The 20,467-nt window shown below is 59.4% G+C and carries 17 protein-coding genes; 14 read left to right on the forward strand and 3 right to left on the reverse strand.

Features of this window, described 5'->3' with window-relative positions; translation table 11 throughout:
* Positions 1 to 174 precede the first annotated feature (174 nt).
* From urtA to GSQ77_RS23540, 8 genes are all read left to right on the forward strand, one after another.
* Complete coding sequence (urtA, locus tag GSQ77_RS23505; RefSeq protein WP_216854929.1) at positions 175 to 1,467, forward strand: urea ABC transporter substrate-binding protein; 1,293 nt, start codon at positions 175 to 177, stop codon at positions 1,465 to 1,467.
* Positions 1,468 to 1,629: 162 nt separating this feature from the next.
* The gene (gene urtB, locus GSQ77_RS23510) at positions 1,630 to 2,547 is read left to right on the forward strand and encodes an urea ABC transporter permease subunit UrtB (protein ID WP_158905312.1); all 918 of its coding nucleotides are present in this window, start codon (positions 1,630 to 1,632) and stop codon (positions 2,545 to 2,547) included.
* A gap of 23 nt (positions 2,548 to 2,570) precedes the next feature.
* Positions 2,571 to 3,716, forward strand: a complete 1,146-nt coding sequence (gene urtC, locus GSQ77_RS23515; RefSeq protein WP_158905314.1) for an urea ABC transporter permease subunit UrtC — start codon at positions 2,571 to 2,573, stop codon at positions 3,714 to 3,716.
* 43 nt (positions 3,717 to 3,759) lie between these two features.
* Positions 3,760 to 4,503 carry an urea ABC transporter ATP-binding protein UrtD gene (urtD, locus tag GSQ77_RS23520; protein WP_158905316.1) on the forward strand — a complete coding sequence of 248 codons (744 nt, stop codon included), beginning with the start codon at positions 3,760 to 3,762 and terminating at the stop codon, positions 4,501 to 4,503.
* 21 nt (positions 4,504 to 4,524) lie between these two features.
* Complete coding sequence (gene urtE, locus GSQ77_RS23525; RefSeq protein WP_158905318.1) at positions 4,525 to 5,214, forward strand: urea ABC transporter ATP-binding subunit UrtE; 690 nt, start codon at positions 4,525 to 4,527, stop codon at positions 5,212 to 5,214.
* 72 nt (positions 5,215 to 5,286) lie between these two features.
* Complete coding sequence (locus GSQ77_RS23530) at positions 5,287 to 5,541, forward strand: hypothetical protein (protein WP_158905320.1); 255 nt, start codon at positions 5,287 to 5,289, stop codon at positions 5,539 to 5,541.
* A gap of 72 nt (positions 5,542 to 5,613) precedes the next feature.
* Positions 5,614 to 6,792 carry a formamidase gene (gene fmdA, locus GSQ77_RS23535; RefSeq protein ID WP_158905322.1) on the forward strand — a complete coding sequence of 393 codons (1,179 nt, stop codon included), beginning with the start codon at positions 5,614 to 5,616 and terminating at the stop codon, positions 6,790 to 6,792.
* A gap of 198 nt (positions 6,793 to 6,990) precedes the next feature.
* The gene (locus GSQ77_RS23540) at positions 6,991 to 7,281 is read left to right on the forward strand and encodes an FmdB family zinc ribbon protein (RefSeq protein ID WP_158905323.1); all 291 of its coding nucleotides are present in this window, start codon (positions 6,991 to 6,993) and stop codon (positions 7,279 to 7,281) included.
* Between the two features lie 10 nt (positions 7,282 to 7,291).
* Here GSQ77_RS23540 and GSQ77_RS23545 read toward each other — a convergent pair whose 3' ends face one another.
* The 3 genes from GSQ77_RS23545 to GSQ77_RS23555 form a co-directional block, all read right to left on the reverse strand.
* A complete protein-coding gene (locus GSQ77_RS23545; protein WP_158905325.1) occupies positions 7,292 to 8,242 on the reverse strand; it encodes a flagellar brake protein in 951 nt (316 codons plus the stop codon).
* A 271-nt stretch (positions 8,243 to 8,513) separates the two neighbouring features.
* Positions 8,514 to 8,633, reverse strand: a complete 120-nt coding sequence (locus GSQ77_RS23550) for an oxalate:formate antiporter (RefSeq protein ID WP_158905327.1) — start codon at positions 8,631 to 8,633, stop codon at positions 8,514 to 8,516.
* Positions 8,634 to 8,644: 11 nt separating this feature from the next.
* Positions 8,645 to 10,042, reverse strand: coding sequence for an OFA family MFS transporter (locus GSQ77_RS23555; RefSeq protein WP_158905329.1), 1,398 nt, complete (start codon positions 10,040 to 10,042; stop codon positions 8,645 to 8,647).
* Between the two features lie 615 nt (positions 10,043 to 10,657).
* Here GSQ77_RS23555 and GSQ77_RS23560 point away from each other — a divergent pair.
* From GSQ77_RS23560 to GSQ77_RS23585, 6 genes are all read left to right on the forward strand, one after another.
* Positions 10,658 to 11,695, forward strand: coding sequence for an aliphatic amidase (locus GSQ77_RS23560; protein WP_158905331.1), 1,038 nt, complete (start codon positions 10,658 to 10,660; stop codon positions 11,693 to 11,695).
* 8 nt (positions 11,696 to 11,703) lie between these two features.
* Entirely contained in the window at positions 11,704 to 12,504 is an 801-nt protein-coding gene (locus tag GSQ77_RS23565) for a CbbQ/NirQ/NorQ/GpvN family protein (protein ID WP_158905333.1), read from the forward strand.
* 3 nt (positions 12,505 to 12,507) lie between these two features.
* On the forward strand, positions 12,508 to 14,340 hold the full coding sequence (locus GSQ77_RS23570; RefSeq protein WP_158905335.1) for a nitric oxide reductase activation protein NorD: 1,833 nt from the start codon (positions 12,508 to 12,510) through the stop codon (positions 14,338 to 14,340).
* Positions 14,341 to 14,356: 16 nt separating this feature from the next.
* Positions 14,357 to 15,511, forward strand: coding sequence for a transporter substrate-binding domain-containing protein (locus GSQ77_RS23575; protein ID WP_158905337.1), 1,155 nt, complete (start codon positions 14,357 to 14,359; stop codon positions 15,509 to 15,511).
* A gap of 2 nt (positions 15,512 to 15,513) precedes the next feature.
* Positions 15,514 to 16,146 (forward strand): ANTAR domain-containing response regulator, encoded by a 633-nt coding sequence (locus GSQ77_RS23580; protein ID WP_254067755.1) that lies wholly within the window; start codon positions 15,514 to 15,516, stop codon positions 16,144 to 16,146.
* Positions 16,147 to 16,456: 310 nt separating this feature from the next.
* On the forward strand, positions 16,457 to 20,431 hold the full coding sequence (locus tag GSQ77_RS23585; RefSeq protein WP_158905339.1) for a DUF748 domain-containing protein: 3,975 nt from the start codon (positions 16,457 to 16,459) through the stop codon (positions 20,429 to 20,431).
* Positions 20,432 to 20,467 lie beyond the last annotated feature (36 nt).

Here is a 20,467-nt window from a genome sequence, read left to right on the forward strand (position 1 = left end):
GGATACCTACTCTGCACCTGCCGTTCAACTACAAGCCGCGTCGCGATGTCAGTGCTTACAGACTCAACGCTCGAGCTTAGCGCGTATTTTGATTAACCCCTGGCCGCTGATCGTTACTCATTTACCCCCTGCACCAGGCAGATCTAAAACCTCCGCAGAAAAGGACCTTAGAACATGACACAACGCTTCGACGACAAGAGCGACGACCTATCTCCCGAGTCATCGGTCGACGCCGAACTTTCCTCGCCGGCACGCCGCAAGGTTGCAATCGGACTGGCCTCCTTGCCGTTCGCGATGATGGCCAAGCCGTCGTTCGCGGCGGCTCCGCCGACATCGCAAGTCAACACGACGGGCCTGGCGGTAACCGATACCACGGTGACGGTTGGTCAACTGCACTCGGCGACCGGCACGATGGCCATCAGCGAAACCGGTTCGATCCGGGCTGAGCGTCTCGCGATCGACCAGATCAATGCCTCGGGCGGCATTTTGGGTCGTCAGATCAAAGTGATCCAGGAAGACGGCGCCAGCGACTGGCCGACCTTCGCGGAAAAAGCCAAGAAGCTGCTCGAGAACGATCACGTCGCCACGGTGTTCGGTTGCTGGACGTCCGCTTCGCGTAAAGCGGTGTTGCCGGTGTTCGAAAAAGACAATGGCTTGCTCTACTACCCGACCTTCTATGAAGGCCTGGAACAATCGAAGAATGTGTTCTACACCGGCCAGGAAGCGACGCAGCAAGTGCTCGCCAGCCTGAACTGGTTCGCCAAGGAAAAGAAGGCCAAAACCTTCTACCTGGTCGGCTCCGACTACATTTGGCCGCGTACCTCCAACAAGATCGCCCGCAAGCACATCGAAAACGTGCTGCATGGCGAAGTGGTGGGCGAAGAGTACTACCCGCTGGGCAACACCCAGTTCGGTTCGTTGATCAACAAGATCAAGCTGAAGAAGCCGGACGTGATTTTCTCGGACGTGGTGGGCGGCAGTAACGTGGCGTTCTACAAGCAACTGAAGGCCGCCGGCGTTACGGGCGACAAGCAATTGCTGTTGACGATCTCGACCACGGAAGACGAACTGCTGGGCATAGGCGGCGAAAACTTCGAAGGCTTCTACTCGTGCATGAAGTATTTCCAGAGCCTGGACAACCCCGCCAACCTGAAGTTTGTTGCGGCGTTTAAAGCCAAGTACGGCAACGACGCGGTGATCGGCGACGTGACCCAGGCCGCTTATCTCGGACCGTGGCTGTGGAAGTTCGGCGTTGAAAAGGCCGGTAGTTTCGATGTCGACAAGATCGTGGCCGCATCGCCGGGCATCGAGTTCAAGGACGCGCCGGAAGGCTACGTGAAGATCCACCCGAACCACCACTTGTGGAGCAACACGTTGATCGGGCAGGGCCAGCGCGACGGTCAGTTCAAGGTGGTCTACAAGTCGGATCTGATCGAACCCAATCCGTTCCCGAAGGGCTATCAGTAAAACTCACAGGCGGGCCGGCCCGCGGCCGCACGCATAGCGCGAGCGGCTTGCGGGCCGGCCCCGGCGGGATCCTGAAAGCATGCAGTTTAGTTGCACCATTCGGCACCATTCGACGTTTAAAGCGACCGGCTCTCGAGCCGGTCGCGCAGCAGGGGATTAACCATGGCATGGATCTCGCAATTCGGCGCAATCGTCGCCATGCAGGGCTTCAACGGCCTCTCGGTATTCAGCGTTTTACTGCTGATGGCACTCGGTCTGGCCATCATCTTCGGTCAGATGGGCGTGATCAATATGGCGCACGGCGAGTTCCTGACGATCGGCGCCTACACCACCTATATGTTGTCGGTGCTGACCCAGAAATATGCACCGGCGCTGCTACCGCTTTATTTCTTCTTGGCAATCTTCGTCTCGTTTGCGATCGCGTTCGCGGTCGGATACCTGGTCGAGTGGCTGTTGATTCGGCACTTGTACAGGCGCCCACTCGATACGCTGCTGGCCACCTGGGGTTTGTCGCTGATGATGCAGCAAACCTTCCGCTCGGTGTTCGGCTCCGAAGAAGTCAGCCCTGAGTTGCCGCAATGGCTGATGGGTTCGCTCACGCCCGCGCAGGGCTTGGACATTCCGATCAACGGCCTGATGGTGATGGTGGTGACACTGATACTGACCAGCGTATTGCTGCTGTTTCTATACAAATCGCAGTGGGGCGTGAAAGTACGGGCCACGACGCAGAACCGCGTGATGGCCGGCGCGGTCGGTATCAATACCGCCAAGGTCGACCGCCTGACCTTTGCACTGGGTTGCGGCATTGCGGGTATCGCCGGCGCGGCGTTTACCACGATCGGCTCGACCGGCCCGACCAGCGGCTCGCTCTATATCGTCGATACATTCCTGACCGTGGTATTCGGCGGCGCGCAAAGCTTGTTCGGCACGATTGCATCGGCATTCACGATCGCACAAACCCAATCGACCACGGAGTTCTTCCTGTCCGGCTCGATGGCGAAAGTGCTGACGCTGTCAGCCGTGATCATCATCTTGATGCTACGTCCGCAAGGCCTGTTCGCAAACAAAGTGCGACGCTAATAGTTTGATTGCTGGAGAACGCGATGAATTCGGGATCTTTTAAATGGCTAGGCGGCCGCTCCGGTCTGTGGGGCTTCTTCTGGCTGGCCCTGCTGATACTGGTGATACTGCCGTTGACGCTGGACATCTTCCGCCTGAACCTGATGGGCAAGTATTTGACCTACGCTTTCGTGGCAATCGGGCTGACGCTGTGCTGGGGTTATGGCGGCATCCTCAGCCTGGGGCAGGGGGTGTTCTTCGGCCTGGGCGGCTACTGCATGGCGATGTTTCTCAAGCTCGAATCGTCGGATCCGATCAGTACCAAGATCCAGTCCACGCCGGGCATTCCGGACTTCATGGACTGGAATCAGATTACCCAATTGCCGTTGATGTGGGAGCCGTTCCGGCACTTCTGGATCGCCATACTGGCGGTGCTGCTGATACCGACCTTGCTGGCATTTATCATCGGCGTGGCGATGTTCAAGCGACGCGTGGGCGATGTGTATTTCGCGATCGTGACGCAGGCGATTGCCGCGATCCTGTCGGTCCTGATCATCGGGCAGCAAGGGCTTACCGGTGGCGTGAACGGCATTACCGATTTGCGCACCATGCTCGGCTGGGATATCCGCACCGACTCGGCTCACTACATTCTCTACTTCGTCAACGCGGGTCTTTTGCTCTTGTGCATTGCATTCGGCAAGTTCCTGCTCTCCAGCAAGCTAGGCAAATTGCTGGTGGCCATGCGCGATAAAGAGGAACGCGTGCGCTTTTCCGGATACGACGTGGCCGCGGTGAAGATTTTCGTGTTCTGCATCGCCGCGATGTTCTCGGCGATAGGCGGCGCGATGTTCACGCTGCAGGTCGGCTTCATGTCGCCGTCCTTCGTCGGTATCGTGCCGTCGATCGAAATGGTGATTTTCTGTGCGGTGGGCGGACGCATGTCGCTATTCGGCGCGGTGTACGGCACGCTGCTGGTGAACTTCGGTAAATCGTATTTTTCGGAATCGTTCCCGCAAGTGTGGCTGTTCCTGATGGGCGCGCTCTTTATCGGCGTGGTGATGTTCTTCCCGAACGGCTTGGCCGGTATCTACGAGACGCACGGCAAGAAGCTGCTGGCCCGGTTGCCGCTCGCCGGTTATCTGCGCCGCCGTGCGTTGTTGAGCACTCCGACGTCCGACCCGAAAGCTTGAATCGGCTGGCGAGATTTAAGCCCCAAGAAACCCAGAGGACATCATGGCTCAAGAAGATTTTGTTTTATCGGTCGAGGACCTGACGGTTTCATTCGATGGTTTCAAGGCAGTCGACGGCCTGAACCTGTATGTGGACCGTAACGAGGTACGCGTGGTGATCGGCCCGAACGGCGCCGGCAAAACCACCGTGCTCGACCTGATCAGCGGCAAGACGCGCGCGACCGGCGGCAGCATCAAGTTCAAGGGCCTGGAGCTGACCAAGATGAGCGAGCACATGATCGTGCGCGCCGGCATCGGCCGCAAATTCCAGACGCCTTCGATCTATGAAAACCTGACCACTTACGAAAACCTCGAGGTTTCGTTTCCGCGGGGCCGCAGCGTGTTTGGCGCGATTGCATTCAAGCGCACCGCCGATGTCGACGAGCGCGTGCGCGAGATCGCCGAGGAAGTGTTCCTGTCGGACACCCTGCATCAGACCGCCGAATTGCTCAGCCACGGGCAAAAGCAGTGGCTCGAAATCGGCATGTTGTTGATGCAGGATCCCGAGTTGATGCTGCTCGACGAGCCGGTCGCAGGCATGAGCGTATCGGAGCGCGAAAAAACGGCCGAGCTGCTGGCGCGGGTCGCAAAGAATCGCTCGGTGGTGGTGATCGAACACGACATGGAGTTCGTCAAGAACATCGCCCATCGCGTCACGGTGCTGCATCAGGGCAAGGTGTTGGCCGAGGGCAGCATGGAGTCGGTGCAGGCCAACCCCAAGGTCATCGAAGTGTATCTCGGGCATTGAAACGCAGTAAAGGAGCAGCTTATGTTCAAAGTCAGCGGACTGGTATCGGGCTACGGCCAGAGCGAAGTGATACACCAGATCGACCTGAGCGCCGCCACCGGCGAAATCGTCGCGGTGATGGGCCGCAACGGCATGGGTAAGACCACCTTCTTCAAATCGTTGATGGGGATTTTGCCGTGCCGTGCCGGCAAGGTCGAGATTGCCGGCGTCGATGTCGCCCAGATGCAGCCGTTCGAACGCGTGGCGAAGGGCATCGCCTATGTGCCGCAAGGCCGCATGATTTTTTCGACGCTCACCGTTCTGGAAAATATCAAGACGGGCCTACCTAAATCGGCAAACGGCAAAGTGCCGTCCGAGGTATTCGAATTGTTCCCGGTGCTCTACGACATGCGCGATCGGCGCGGGGGAAATTTGTCCGGTGGGCAGCAACAGCAACTGGCGATTGCGCGCGCGCTCGTCACCAATCCCAAAGTGCTGCTGCTCGACGAGCCGACCGAAGGGATCCAGCCGTCGATCATCAAGGACATCGCGCGATCGCTGAAGGAAATTCGCACGCTCAAGCAACTGACCATCATCGTCTCCGAACAGGTGTTGAGCTTCACGATGGAAATTGCCGACCGTTTGGTGGTGATCGAGAAAGGCCGGTTCGTCCATGAGAATCGACGCGATGAACTCGATATCGCGAAGGTCAGTAGTTACTTGTCGGTTTGATGCGTGTCGGTTTGATGCACCTGCACAGCGAACCCCATCACCTCGCGGCTTATTAAAAAGGAGATCAGCACGATGCTTGGCTATATGCACTACAACCGCTTTGGCAACGACGGCTTTACCGACAAGCACAAAGGCCGTTCCACCTCGTCGGTACAAACCTGCCCGGTGTGCCTGCTGAAGTTCGATGCGCGTGGGGGCACGCTGCCCGACGGCAGCGTACTGGAAAAAGCGGAATGGACTGCCCAGGTCTGTACCCAGATCAAGGATGAGACCGTCAACGGTGGGTATCAGGCGGGTTGCATCGCCTGCGCCTATCCGGCGACCTGAGCCGCCACCTAAGCCGCCACCTAAGCGCGACCCACCGAGCGCGACCTTAACCCGTTACCACGGAGATAATGCATGCAACATTTCACGATCAAGCCCGGCGTACCGCTCGCCGAACAAGCGGAGCTGGGCCATAACCGCTGGCACCCCGATATTCCTTTTCTTTCGAAGGTCAAGCCGGGCGAAGAAATCATCATCGAGTCGCTCGATTTTCTCGATGCGCAGATCAAGGATGACGACGGTACCGATGACGTTCGCGACATCGACCTGACGCGCGCCCATCCGCTCACCGGTCCGTTCTATGTCGAAGGCGCCGAGCCCGGCGACTTGCTGGTGATCGATTTGCTCGACATCAAGCCGATTACCCCGGTGGGCTTTTCGGGCGTGTTCGCCAAAAGCAATGGCGGCGGTTTCCTGGGTGACTATTTCCCCGATCCGGCCAAGGCGATCTGGGATCTCAAAGGCCTATATGCGACTTCGCGACATATCCCGGGCGTGCGTATCGCGGGACTGACGCACCCCGGCCTCATGGGTTGTTTGCCGTCGCACGAATTGCTTGCTGAGTGGAATCGCCGTGAAGCGCCGCTGGCTGCGCTGGGCCTGGCCAAACCACCCGATCCGTCGACAGCGGTGCTGCGTGGCGTGAGCGGTGCGGCGTTCGATCGCATGGCGAAGGAAGCGGCTCGCACGGTACCGCCGCGCGAGCATGGCGGCAATACCGACATCAAGGACTTGTCGAGCGGCACCCGGATTTTCTTTCCCGTGTACGTCAAGGGCGCCGGCTTCTCGATGGGCGACTTGCACTTTTCGCAAGGCGATGGCGAGATCAGTTTCTGCGGCGCAATCGAAATGGACGGCGCCACGCATGTCGGCTTCGACCTGATCAAAGGCGGCATGGCGAAGTACAACCTGAGCGCGCCGATTTTCATGCCCAGTCCGGTCAAGCCGCACTACGACCAATGGTTGACCTTCGAAGGGATCAGCGTCGAAAACGGCAAGAACTATTACATGGATGCCACCGTCGCCTATCGCCAGGCCTGCCTCAAGGCCATCGATTACTTGACGCACCACGGCTTTACCGGACCGCAGGCTTATATGCTGCTTACGGCCGCGCCGGTGGAAGGGCGCATTGGCGGCATCGTCGATATCCCCAACTGTTCGGCGACCGTGTCGTTGCCGCTGGCGATCTTCGAGAAGAGCATCGTCCCGACCGGCATGGTTGCGGATCGGCAGTTCTGGGGGCACAAGGACTGACAGGCACAGGAGGCGTGGCGCGCGCAAATTGCGCAAACCGTGCGCTAGGCAGGCCCGGCACATCGAATGTGGCCGGGCCGGTTTTTGAAGCAGGCTCAGTCGGCAAGCTTAGCGAGTCAGCTTACGATCAGCTTTCGTAAGCGTGCTTTTTAGTAAGTTATTTAGCGCGTTTCTCAGTGATCCGCCGGAGTATCCGTCATGCCGCTTTACGATATGCGTTGCCCTTCGTGCGAAGGTATTTTTGAAAAACTGATTGCCGTGTCAAAACGTGAGCAGCCCGTCGAGTGCCCCTATTGCGAGCAAAGCATCGCGCCGGAGCCGATGATCACGGCGCGCAATATTCAGGTCAGCGTGACCGAACGCTGGAGACCGAGCAGCCAAGCCGAACAACTGACCGGCGCGGGCGCGTCCGGCCCCGGAACACGTGCCAAGGCAGGGCGTTCCAGCGTCTTGCATGTGTGCAAAGGCGGCAATTGCAGCTTGTGCTGACTCGACGACGCTACGTCGAAGACTGCTCGAGCGCAAGACAACGCAGCACCAGCTGCGCGTGATGATCGAGCGCTTCGAACTCGAGCCCATAGATCATTTCGCCGTCGCCACCCGTGGCCGTGCGCCGCTGAGGGCGCATGTTGCGCACGGTTGCCGGAACGTCGACATCGAGAAGCTCACCTTCCGCCCACAACTGGAAGGCCACGCGTATGCAAGTCCCCACTTCGCCAAGCACGCCGTGCGTCAGCATTGACAGGCCTCGCGCGCTCAAGTCGAGCATCGCACCGATGCCGGTGCACGATGCCGGCGTCATCGGCTGGTCTGTCTCAGCGGTCCGGTACAACACCGGTCGCGTCAATTCCATACGCGGTGCATTGCGATTACGCAAACGGCGAATCTGAGCCGGCGGTGATAAAACCAGAAAATCAAACGGTGTCTTGCACACGGTGGTGACCGTGCAAACGAAATCGAACACCGAGCGCTGTTCCATATGAAAGATTTCGAGCCGCTCACCGAACATCAACTGGACGTCCTGATTCTGCTTCAGCGGCCGTGTCACGAATAGCGATTGATTGGGCGCGACGCCGATCACGTAACTGAGCACGACTCCGTATCCCGACTGCGAGGGGGTACGGATGCGCAGGCTAGTACCGATCTTTATGTTCATATCGGCGAGCGAAAGCGACGGCTTGCTCGTCACCTCGGGTGAAGTCGACGGCGCGGGCTCGCCAGCGTTCGTCAAGACTTCCGGTGCAGCGCATACCTTGAAGTGCGCGAGCAAGAAATCGCGCGATGCAGCATCGGGCAAGACCATGCCTGCGGGCAGTAGCGGTTTGCCGTCAGGTTCGACCAATGCGAACGGCAGTGGCTGTCCTATTGGAAAGTCGGTGGAAGCGGACGGCGAGGCGGGTGCGTGGGCTGTTTCGATCGGCGTAGCTGCAGGAAGGGAGGAGTCGGTCATTGCCTTATGCAAGAGTGACAGGCGCAGGCGGGGTTCGCGCGCCGCGAGAAATCAGCAATAAGGTAAACGATTCGGCCCCATGCTGCAATGCCAACACGCATGGAGCCCGACTCGCGCATGAAAAGAAAAGACAAAGCGACCAGGGTCGTTAGACCAAGGTCGCTGGTGCAACTTGCGGTGACAGGGGTGCCCTGATAGAGGAAACCTCGGCAGGACACTTCGTCAGCGCACTTCAGTCAGGCAACTTAGTTGGCTAAGCTCGTCACGACTATCAGCTAAACAACTTGGCAGCTTGAATCAGCGTGTTGTACACGCCCCACGCAAGCGGAATCAATACATACGCCCAGAAAACCAGCATCACGGGCTTGTTAGTCGGATGTCCTTCGATCATGTCCAGTCTCCTTACGCTGTCGCGGTTTCTTTCATGTGATGTTTCGCATTGACCTGTTTCACCAGGAAGTTGCATACCGCGCCCAGTAACAACAGCACCACCATGATGCGCAAAGTGATCGTGTAGGCATCGGCGTTAGCCACACCGTGCCCGACCTCATAGGCGCGAATATAGTTGATCAACACCGGACCGGCTACGCCCGCCGCAGCCCAGGCCGTCAGCAAGCGGCCATGGATTCCGCCGACGAAAGCGGTGCCGAAAATGTCAGCCAGATAGGCGGGCACCGTTGCGAAACCGCCGCCGTACATCGACAGAATCACGGCGTAGGCTGCCACGAACAAAGCGACATTGCCGGCGGCTGCAAAGCTCGGCACCAGGTAGTACAACACTGCACCGAGCAAGAAGAACACGAAGTAGGTGTTCTTGCGACCCAACGCATCCGAGGCCGAGGCCCAGATAAAGCGTCCGCCCATGTTGAACAAGGAAAGCAAGCCGACAAAGCCCGCCGCGGCGCCCGCCGTGATGCTTTCCTTGAAACTCTCTTGAATCATGACCGAGGCCTGGCTCAAGATGCCGATGCCAGCCGTCACGTTGAAAAACAGCACAGCCCAAATCAGGTAAAACTGCGGCGTCTTCAGCGCTTCGTCGATATGAACGTGGTTACGCGAAATTAGTTTGCCTTGCGCTACCGGCGCGGTCCAACCGGCCGGTTTCCAGTCCGCGGGTGGGATCCGGATTGCCAGCGAGCCTATCGTCATCGAGATGAAGTACAGCACGCCCATCACGACGAAGGTTTCGGCTACGCCGACCGAAGTGGCACTCTTGAAGTGATTCATCAGCGCCACCGACAGCGGTGCGGCGATCATCGCACCGCCACCGAAGCCCATGATCGCCATGCCGGTTGCCATGCCGCGCCGGTCCGGAAACCAGCGGATCAGCGTCGACACCGGCGAGACATAGCCGAGCCCCAAGCCGATACCGCCCAGCAAACCGTAGCCGAGATAAAGCAGGACAATCTGGTGCAGCCATACCCCTACCGCTGACACCATAAAGCCCGCGCCGAAACAGCAGGCCGCCGTGAACATCGTGCGGCGCGGTCCGACCTTTTCGAGCCATCGGCCGGCGAACGCCGCCGACAGGCCCAGGCAAACGATCGCAAGCGAGAAGATCCAGCCCAGTGAAGTCAACGCCCAGTCTTGGGGACCGGACTGGGTGATGCCGACGATTTTGGTCAGCGGGCCGTTGAATACGGAGAAAGCGTACGCTTGGCCAATACACAAATGCACGGCCAGCGCTGCAGGCGGGACCATCCAGCGGCTGAAGCCAGGTTGCGCAATCGTGGCCTCCTTTGAAAAGAAGGACGGCTTGGATTCCCCCCGGCCGTTTTTGTAGTCACTGACACTGCTCATATCATCTCCTTCATCCGTCTTATGTCAAAACGCCACCGCGTGAACGGTACCCGTACAGCAGTGGGCGTATTCAATTGTCATTGCCAATTAACGATTACGACCTACCTGCATTTACGTGCACTTACGTTTACTCGGTCTATCGGCCACGCGATCTTGTTTAAATTCATCTCACTGCCATACGCGAAAAAACGATCTAGAAACCTACGCGCGTCGGGGTCTATCTTAGGTGCTCAAGGCATGAGCTGGTTGCTGCACATATATGAAGTTTTAAGCATATATGTGCCTCGTTTATGACCTCGTACGCACAATAGACCTAGGTGATCTGTATTTCAATAAGAGATAACACTACATATGGAGCGATATCGCACTGGGTATATCCCTTACCCGTCCCTTATTACAAATTATGTCTGCGTTATTGGCGGCTTGACATCGGAATTTAGGCGCAGGTAAATACCCTTACGTAAAAACAATTTAATTCGATTTCCGCTGCCAATGACGCCAGCGAGAAATCAGGCAAAAAAGCCCGCGGCCGACTCGATCGGCCGCGGGCTTTTTTTGTTTTTCCGTACTGATCCACGACCACCATCATGGGCCGCCTGGCCCGGGAGATTTCGAATGCGACACGGAGATATATCGAGCAGCAACGATTGTTTGGGCGTAGCGGTGGTTAACTACAAAATGCCCAGTTTGCATACCAAGGCCGAAGTGCTAGCCAACGCGCGCAAGATCGGCGAGATGCTGATCGGCATGAAGCGCGGTTTGCCGGGCATGGATCTCGTGGTATTCCCCGAGTATTCGACCCACGGCATCATGTACGACGCCAAGGAGATGTACGAAACCGCCGCCACGATTCCCGGCGAAGAGACCGAGATTTTTGCCGCCGCTTGCCGCAAAGCCAATGTCTGGGGCATTTTTTCGCTCACGGGCGAACGCCATGAAGAGCATCCGAACAAGGCGCCGTACAACACGCTGATCCTGATGAACAACCAGGGCGAGATCGTTCAGAAATATCGAAAAATCATGCCGTGGGTGCCGATCGAGGGTTGGTATCCTGGCGATTGCACCTATGTGTCCGATGGTCCCAAGGGCATGAAAATCAGCCTGATCATCTGCGACGACGGCAACTTCCCGGAAATCTGGCGCGATTGCGCGATGCAGGGCGCCGAGTTGATCGTGCGCTGCCAGGGCTATATGTACCCGGCCAAGGAGCAGCAAGTGATGGTCGCCAAGACCATGGCTTGGATGAACAATGTGTATGTGGCCGTTGCCAATGCGACCGGGTTCGACGGCGTGTATTCCTATTTCGGCCATTCGGCCATTGTCGGGTTCGATGGCCGTACGTTGGGCGAATGCGGTGAGGAAGAGATGGGCATTCAGTACGCCGAATTGTCGGTCAGCCTGATTCGCGACGCGCGCAAGAATATGCAATCGCAAAACCATCTGTTTAAGTTGCTGCACCGCGGCTACACGGGCACCATCAATTCCGGCGACGATGTGAAAGGCGTGGCAGCTTGCCCGTACAACTTCTACGCGAAGTGGATCAACGACCCCGAGGGCACGCGCAAGATGGTGGAGTCGTTTACGCGCACCACGGTCGGCACGCCTGAGTGTCCCATCGATGGGATTCCCAATCAGGAAGCCGACCATCGTTAGGAACGAACATGCCTATCCAGCCTTATCTTCTAACAGAAGAGCCTTACTACCAGCCGGTGGACACCGAGATCGAGGTGTACGAGTCCGCCTATCGCTTGCGCTTGCCGTTGATGCTCAAAGGCCCGACCGGCTGCGGCAAGACGCGCTTCATCGAGCACATGGCGTGGCGGCTGAAGCGCCCATTGATCACGCTCGCCTGCAACGAGGATATGACGGCGGCTGATCTGGTCGGGCGTTTCCTGCTCGGCCCCGAGGGCACCTTTTGGCAGGACGGCCCGCTGACGTTGGCGGTAAGGCACGGCGCGATTTGCTACCTCGACGAGGTGGTCGAAACGCGCCAGGATTCGATCGTCGTGATACATCCGCTCACCGACTCGCGGCGCTTGCTGCCACTCGACAAGAAGGGCGAAACCATCAAGGCGCATCCGGATTTTCAGCTCGTGGTGTCCTATAACCCCGGCTACCAGAGCGCGGCGAAGGATCTGAAGCAATCGACCAAGCAGCGCTTTTGTGCGCTCGATTTCGACTATCCGCCACCGCAGCAGGAAGCGCGCATCGTCGCCCACGAAAGCGGGGCGGCGCTCGCGCTGTGTGAGCAACTGGTGGGCGTGGCGGCGCGCTCGCGGGCCTTGCGCGGCCGGGGGTTGGACGAAGGCATTTCGACCCGGATGCTGATCTATGCGGCGCGGCTGATTGTAGATGGCCAGCCGGTACAGCTTGCCTGTCGGGTGGCGTTGAGCCGCCCGCTGACCGATGATCCGGACATGCTCGAAGCGCTCGACGGTTTTGTCGAAGCCCATTTCGCCTAGCCCATGCCGTCGATGACAGCGCATGCGCCGGGCAATTTGTCGAGTGCTGACGGACAAGCTCACGCCCGAGCACGAGCGGTATTGCAAGCCTATCTGTTAGGCATGAGCGGTTTGAGCGTTGAAGTCGAGACGCGCCCTCGAGGGCCATTGGACCGACCGCCGGCACGGCCGGTCGTGGCGCGTGCAATGCTGGCGCTGCCCGACGAGTACACGGCGGCTTACACGGAGACCGATGCGGCGACCGACGCGCAGACCAACGTAGCAACTGACGTAGCAACCCAGGCGGCAACCAATGCCGCCGATCGTGCTTGCCTTCAGCGTGCTGCCGCTGCCCATGCTGCCGCGCACCTGTTATATTCGCCCGCCGCCCAGACGGCGGGGTCGCTCAAGCCGCTTGCGCTCACGGTTATCTCACTGCTCGAGGACGCGCGTGTCGAGACTTTGCTAGGCTTGCGTTATCCGGGCTTGTGGACCTTGTGGCGCAGGCTGCATACGGCGACACCCGCCGATGGACTCGGATGCGCGACGCTGCTCGCGCGCATGAGCCGCGCACTGGCCGATCCTCTTTACCGGGACGACAGCTTCTGGGTCGATAAGGCGCGCCGCTTATTCGATATGCAGCGCGTGAATTTGCACGATCCAGCGGCATTTCGCAGCATTGCGGCCATGCTTGCCAACGATCTGGGCCAGATGCGGGTGCAATTCGATCTGGCCGCCTATGCGGCGGAACCGGCATACCGCGACGACCATAGTTACTTGTGGGACTACGGTGGCGATGGCGCGGATCACGCGGCACTTCAGCAGTCGGTTGCTTTGCAAACGCAGGCGGGTGGTGCACACGCGAACGAGCCTGATCGCATGGACACTGCGCCCGCTACCGAAATAACGGAAACCGTGACCGCCGCGGAGATGCCACTGTGGGCCGCACAGCGCAGCGTGAGCTATCCGGAGTGGGATGAGCGCACCGAAACCTTGCGGCCCGATTGGTGCACCTTGCTAGAGAAGGCCGCACCCACCGATCGCGTGGCCGGCCTGCAAACGCAACCCGCGAGCGGCTCTCGGTTGGCGCGCACGGGCGAGCGTGAACTCAACCGGTCGATACGGCTGCGCCGTCAAGCCCAGGGCGAGCGCTTCGATCTCGATGCATTGATCGATTCGCTGGCTGGCCGTCACCATGGCGGCTATCTTGACGATCGCGTTTTCGAGCGTCCCGGCACACGTCTGCGCACGGCGTCGCTATTGCTGCTGCTCGATGTTTCCGCGTCCACTGCACAACCGTCGGCGGGGCAGGCGGTCACCGTACTCGATAGCGAAAAAGCCCTGGCGCTGCGAGCGGTCGAGCTGGCGCAACAGAGCGGCCATCGAATCGCAGTGCATGGCTTTGCCTCGAATACGCGCAAACAAGTGCACTACGAACGCTACCTCGATTTCGGCATGTCGTTCGGTCACGCGCAACGTCAACGCTTGATGGCGGCCACCAGTGCTTGGTCGACGCGCTTTGGCGCGGCGCTGCGGCATGCGAGTGCCCTGATCGAGGCCGAGTCGGACGCAAAAGCGGCCGCAAACGCAGATGCCACGCGCGTGATCCTGATGGTGACCGATGGTGCGCCTCACGATATCGACGTGACGCGCGATGCATATCTGGTCGAAGACGCACGCCTGGCGGTCCAGCAAGCCCGACGCAAAGGCATCCGTTGCTTTTGCGTGGCGCTGGACCGCCAAGCCGATTCCTACGTCCGGCGTATTTTTGGTGTGAGAAATTACCTTATTGCGGTGGATCCGAATTTTGTGCAGCAGCGCATGAATTCGCTCTTCGCCACTTTGTTGCAGCCTTGACAGTCAGGAACCCCGCGTGGCACTTACCGACCCGATCAAAATTGGCGTGTTGTTCTCCGAAACCGGCGTGACGTCCGCGATAGGACGCTCGCAACTGCAAGGCACCTTGCTTGCCGTGCATGAAATCAACGACGCCGGTGGTATCGATGGGCGCGAACTGGTGCCCGTGTATGCCGACCCTGCGTCCGACCCGGCCCGCTATGCGACATTGGCCGAGCGCATGATCGCACGCGACCACGTCAATACGATCTTCGGTTGTTATATGTCGAGCAGTCGCAAGGCGGTGATTCCCGTCATCGAAAAATGGAACAAGCTGCTGTTCTATCCGACTTTGTACGAAGGCTTCGAGTTTTCCAACAACGTGATCTACACGGGCGCGGCCCCCAACCAGAACAGCGTGCAATTGGCCGAGTTCATGACCGAGAACTTCGGTGCGCGTGTCTATCTGGTCGGCTCCGATTACATCTATCCTTACGAGTCCAACCGGATCATGGCCGATCTGGTGTTGCAGCACGCGCATAGCGCCAAACTCGGCGAAGTCTATGTGAAGCTGGACGCCAGCGAGCAGGATTTCGCGCCCATTATTGCCGACATCAAAAGCCGTCAACCCGATTTCATTTTCTCGACCGTGGTGGGCGACGCCACTGCCCGCCTTTACCGGATGTACGCACAGGCCGGGCTCGACCCGCGCACCATGCCGATCGCGAGCTTGACGACGTCCGAAGCCGAGATCGCACAGATGGGGGCGGCGGCATCGGCCGGGCACTTCACTTCGGCGCCGTACTTCCAGGCCATCGACTCCGAACTGAACCGGCAATGTCTGGCACGCTATCGACATCACTTCGGCGACCACAGCACACCCAACCTGTGTTGGGAATCGGCCTACTTTCAGGTGCATCTGTACGCGAACGCATTTCGCCAAGCCGGCGACGACGCGCTCGACATACTGCTGCCGCATTTGCTGGGCAGCGAGTTTTCCGCGCCGCAGGGGCGCGTCAAGATCGATCCGGCCAATCACCATGCCTGGCTGTACCCGCGCGTGGGGCGTGTCGATGCGCAAGGGCAGTTCACTATCGTGCGCGAAGCCAAGCGAGCTGTGCAGCCTGACCCGTACCTGGTCACCCATACGCTGAGCGACTGGACCGGCAAGCTAGAGCGGCTGGAGGTTTGACGGTGAGCAAAAACGCCTCGCTCGGAACGCAGACGCTGCGCGTCACCCCCGCACTGTTGAAAGACTTGCGCATGCTGCGCGTGGCGGTCTTCCATCCGGACGATGCGGACGGGACCCAGCTCGTTCAACAGCTCCAGCGCATCGGATGCCAGGTGCAAGCATTCTGGCCGCCCCTGCCGCAATTGCCCGAAGGCGTGGAACTGGTGTTCCTGGCCGTGCGCCCCGATATCGTTGCGCTCGATTTCGCTTGGGTGTCGGGCGAGAACAGTCCCGCACTCATTGCGGTCGTGGCTTATGAGAACCCCACGATCGTCGAGGCGGTCCTGCGTATCGGAGCGAAAGCGATCCTGCCGGCGCCGGTGCGCTCGTTTGGCCTGCTCTCGGCCTTGGTGTTGGCGCGTGCGCTCAACGCGCAGATCGGCACGCAGTCCAAGCGCATCGCCAAGCTTGAACTCAAGTTGGCCGGTCAGCGCAATGTCCTGGAGGCGACCCGCATCCTTAGCGTAAGCCGGGGTATCAGCGACGATGCGGCTTTCGACCTGATTCGCAATCAGGCCATGGCCAAGCGCGTCACCAAGGAAGAGATCGCGACAGCCATCGTCAACGCGAACGACGTCCTGAATTTTGCACGGTGATGACATAGCGCGATAACGTCGCACCGCGAAGCGTCCGGCAAAGCGTCTAACCGCACGTCCAAGCGCGTGCAAAAACCGCCGTCAAACTGGCACAAGCCGCCATCAAGCCGCAGGTCCATGCGTACGCGCATGTCAACCCGCGCTCGGCATGCCCTCCTGCTTCATCCGCACAACAAAAGTCGCGCTTTGAGGGAAATCGCGTAATAATGCGTGCCAGTACGGTAAGGTTAGATGGCCGATATATCTGTCTCAGAATCATCTCAAAATAGATATATCAGATCGAGACTATCGGCCCACCTATGGAGGCGACATGCTTTTGCTCTCGCGCGCTCTCGGTAATCCCAGACAAACGTTGCGCTCCGTTTATACCTCGCATGCGGTCCGCCGATGGTCGCTGATCACGGTGGCAGTGATCGTGGCATTCGGTCTGTTGGGGTTTTTCGGCGGGCCGCCCCTGATACGCCATCTGGTACAAACTCAACTCAGTCAAGCGCTGCACCGGCCCGTAACGGTCGGGCGAATCGCGCTTAATCCGTACACGCTCAACCTCGAAGTGGACCAACTTCGGATCGGCGAGCCGGCCGTGGCAGCGACTCCCGTGCCTGCGGTTGCGTCGACCGCCGTCCCGACATCCGGCGTGACAGCGGCACCTGCCACGGCAGCTGCAGTCCCGCCGACGGCAGTGCCCTTTTTTACCGTCGGAAAGCTGGTAGTGCGGCCGTCGTGGAGCGCGTTGTTCAGGCTCAAGCCGGTGATCAACGAGGTCTATCTCGAAGCGCCGGTGTTGCATCTGGTTCGCACCGCCGCGCAGCGTTTCAATTTCTCCGATCTGGTTGACGAGGCTTCGCAGCCGGGGCCGAAAGACAGCAAACCGGCCTTGTTTTCCGTTTCCAATATCCATGTGGAAGCCGGCCGTATCGACTTCGATGACGAGGTGCTGCAATCGCATCACACCATCGATCAATGGCGACTGGGCATCCCCTTCATCGCCAATCTGCCTTCGCAGGCCGACATTTTCGTGCAGCCCTTGTTGCAGGCCCGCATCGACGGCAGCCAACTCACCATCACCGGCAAAACCAAGCCCTTCAGTAGCACGCTGGATTCGACGATAGAGATCGACCTCGACCAGTTCGATCTCACCCGTTTGTTGCCTTATGTTCCCTATGCTTTTCCGAACGGTGTACCGGTCAAGCTGCAGCAGGGCCAGCTCTCGAGCCGGCTTGGCGTGGCGTTTTCGCGCTCGCCGGATCAGACGTCGGTCAAGCTCTCGGGCAGTCTCGATTTGCAAAATCTGAATCTGATGGACCGTCAGGGTGCGGCGCTGTTTGCAGCCCGTTTGATTCATCTGGATGCGGCGCAGATCGAGCCGTTGCGTGGGATCGTGCACTTGTCCCAACTGCAGATCGACGAGCCTGCCGTGACACTCGCGCGCGACGCGCAGGGCACGCTCAACATCGTGCAAACCTTTGCGAGTGCGCCCGCAGCGCCGGCCGCTCCGGGGGCGCGGTCCGCTTCACAGGCCGCCCCGGCGTCACAAGCCGCCCCGCAACCTGCCAGCGCATCGGCGACCGATACAGCGAGCGCACCGACCCCGCTCGATCTGGCAATCCAGCAATTCGCATTGACCGGGGGGCGCGTCCAGTTTGACGATCATGCGGTGAACCCGGCGGCGCAGATGGCGCTCAAGGACATCAACCTCAAGCTGACCGATTTCTCCACGCTGTCGAAAAACGATGCGCGTTATACCGCACAGACCGGTTTTGATTCGGGCGGAACCTTCAATAGCGAAGGGACCTTCAACTTACCGGCGCACCGCGCGACGGCCAAGCTGACACTGAGCCAGTTTGCGCTACCCGTTTTGCAACCCTGGCTGAACGGCAACTTCAATGGCCAGATTGTCGATGGCAAACTGGCGGCCGATGCGACGCTGCAGACCGACTGGTCGGCGCCTGCGATAGCGCTGAAGGTGGCGCCTGCAGTGGTCGACTTGACCGCGTTGCGGGTGCAGTCCGATGCGAAATCGCCGCCGTTATTGGAACTCAAGCAAGCCCACGCGCAACTGACCCAGTTCGATCTGGCAAGCCGCCAAATCGACCTAGCCGCGCTGACATTCGACGCGCTGGCGTTGCATGCGAGCCGCGACAAGGCGGGCGTGCTGAATCTGGCCGCATTGCTACCGTCGGGTTCGGGCTCGTCTGCGCATGAGTCATCGCATGCCCCGCAGTCACTCGCAACAACCGCTCCCTATTCGGACAGACCCACAGACAGACCCGCGGACAGCCTCACGGCCCGACACGCAGCCAGACACGCGGCCCGAATAACCCAAACGACCCAGACAGCCGCGGCGACCTCGGGCTGGCATTACAAAATTGGCGTATTGAGCCTACAAGATGGCGATCTGAACCTGAGCGACCTCGCGACCACGCCGGCTGTTGCGCTCAAGCTCGCGCCCCTGCAGGTCAAAATTTCGCAGATCAGCGACGCGCTGGACCGACCGTGGCAAGTCGAGGCAAACGGCACATTCAACAAGAAGGGCAGTTTCTCGACCAACGGCAGCGTGACCGCCGAGCCGCTTGCGGTGGCCATGCACCTGAACGCGAAAAATCTCGATATGGCGGCTTTCGAGCCGTATTTCGGTGCGCACTTGAATGCTGCCGTCGCCAGCGCGCTATTTAGCGCAAACGGCGACCTCAAGCTCGCGCGCCCGGAGCAGAACCTGCAGGCCGCGTATGACGGTGACGCCTCGCTCGATGAAGTGCGCATGCTGGACCGCGCCAGCGCCGACTTATTCGCCGGCTGGAGCACCTTGAATGTCGCGCATATCAAGGCGCGCTACGACATGCACGGCCCCGATCTGGAAGTGGGCACGGTCTCGCTCAGTAATTTCTATGCGCGTGTGATTCTTGACCAGAACGGCCGCTTGAACTTGAGCAATCTGGTGGCTCAGCCAGCGCAACCGGCGGCTTCGCTTACGCGTACCGATGCCGCAGCGGCCGACGCCGCTTCTGCGGCGGCTGCCGCCAAAGCCACCGCCGCATCGGCTGCAGCAACTGCAGCAGCCAGCACGCCGGCCACAACGCCGGTCAACGCAAAACCCCCACTCAACGTGCGCTTCGGTCAATTCCTGCTGCAACGCGGCCGGATCAATTACACCGATAATTTCATCAAGCCCAACTTCACTGCGAACTTGGTCAATATCGGTGGCAAGATCGGTTCGTTCGGCACGCGCAGTACACAGGCGGCACCCATCGACCTCAAAGGCAGTCTCGATGGGCGCGGGCCGTTGTCGATCAGCGGCACGCTCAATCCCTTGATAGCCAATCCCGAACTGGACTTGACCGTGAGCGCCAGCGGCATCGAGCTGACCAGTTTCACGCCTTATTCCACTAAATACGCGGGTTACCCGATCACCGAGGGGCGACTCAATGTCGATCTGCACTATCAACTTGCCAATAATCAGTTGACGGCCAATAACCATATATTTATTGACCAACTGACCTTTGGCGACCAAGTGCAGAACTCGACCGCCACGCATCTTCCGGTCAGGCTGGCTATCGCGCTATTAAAGAATTCGCGAGGTCAGATCGACGTCAACGTGCCCGTATCGGGCTCGCTGTCCGATCCTCAATTCAGCGTCGGCAGCTTGATATGGAGCGCGTTCGTCAATCTGATCGAGAAGGCCGTCACGGCGCCATTCACTTTATTGGCGAGCGCCTTCGGCGGCTCGGAACAATTGCAGTATGTGGAATTCGCCCCCGGCTCCTCGACATTGAGTGTCGATGCGCAGCAGAAACTGGAGACGCTTGCCAAGGCGATGGTGGACAAGCCGGCGGTGAAACTCGATCTGATCGGGCGAGCCGATCCCGCACAGGACGGCCCGGGATTGAAGCGTCTCGACGTGGACCGCGCGGTGCGTCAGCAAAAGGTTAAAGATCTGATCGGACACGGTGAAAGCATATCGCTGAAGGATGTCAAAGTGTCGCCGGACGAATACGACAAATATTTGACGCGCGCCTACAAGGCGGCCGACTTCAAGAAACCGCGCAACCTGATAGGGCTGGAAAAAACCCTGCCGGCCCCCGAGATGACTGCGGCGCTGGAAGAGAATACGCCCGTGGACGATGCCGCCTTGCGCGAACTGGCACAGGCACGCGTGGCTGCGGTGCACCAGTTCCTCGAAGGCAAGGTCGCGCCGGACAGGTTGTATGACCGCTCCCCGCATCTTGACGCGAGCGGCATCACCGATAAGGGGGCGACGACACGAGTCGATTTCGTGTTGAAATAAATAGAGTGGCCCGCAATTGCGGGCCACTTTCACATC

Source organism: Burkholderia sp. L27(2015) (genome assembly GCF_009765705.1).
Lineage (GTDB): Bacteria > Pseudomonadota > Gammaproteobacteria > Burkholderiales > Burkholderiaceae > LMUX01.

Coding starts and splice junctions, on each gene's coding strand:
- GSQ77_RS23530 (WP_158905320.1), top strand. CDS start 5,287: ATGCTTGGCTATATGCACTACAACCGCTTTGGCAACGACGGCTTTACC.
- GSQ77_RS23540 (WP_158905323.1), top strand. CDS start 6,991: ATGCCGCTTTACGATATGCGTTGCCCTTCGTGCGAAGGTATTTTTGAA.
- fmdA (WP_158905322.1), top strand. CDS start 5,614: ATGCAACATTTCACGATCAAGCCCGGCGTACCGCTCGCCGAACAAGCG.
- GSQ77_RS23560 (WP_158905331.1), top strand. CDS start 10,658: ATGCGACACGGAGATATATCGAGCAGCAACGATTGTTTGGGCGTAGCG.
- urtC (WP_158905314.1), top strand. CDS start 2,571: ATGAATTCGGGATCTTTTAAATGGCTAGGCGGCCGCTCCGGTCTGTGG.
- urtD (WP_158905316.1), top strand. CDS start 3,760: ATGGCTCAAGAAGATTTTGTTTTATCGGTCGAGGACCTGACGGTTTCA.
- urtB (WP_158905312.1), top strand. CDS start 1,630: ATGGCATGGATCTCGCAATTCGGCGCAATCGTCGCCATGCAGGGCTTC.
- GSQ77_RS23585 (WP_158905339.1), top strand. CDS start 16,457: ATGCTTTTGCTCTCGCGCGCTCTCGGTAATCCCAGACAAACGTTGCGC.
- urtE (WP_158905318.1), top strand. CDS start 4,525: ATGTTCAAAGTCAGCGGACTGGTATCGGGCTACGGCCAGAGCGAAGTG.
- GSQ77_RS23555 (WP_158905329.1), bottom strand. CDS start 10,042: ATGAGCAGTGTCAGTGACTACAAAAACGGCCGGGGGGAATCCAAGCCG.
- GSQ77_RS23565 (WP_158905333.1), top strand. CDS start 11,704: ATGCCTATCCAGCCTTATCTTCTAACAGAAGAGCCTTACTACCAGCCG.
- urtA (WP_216854929.1), top strand. CDS start 175: ATGACACAACGCTTCGACGACAAGAGCGACGACCTATCTCCCGAGTCA.
- GSQ77_RS23550 (WP_158905327.1), bottom strand. CDS start 8,633: ATGATCGAAGGACATCCGACTAACAAGCCCGTGATGCTGGTTTTCTGG.
- GSQ77_RS23570 (WP_158905335.1), top strand. CDS start 12,508: ATGCCGTCGATGACAGCGCATGCGCCGGGCAATTTGTCGAGTGCTGAC.
- GSQ77_RS23545 (WP_158905325.1), bottom strand. CDS start 8,242: ATGACCGACTCCTCCCTTCCTGCAGCTACGCCGATCGAAACAGCCCAC.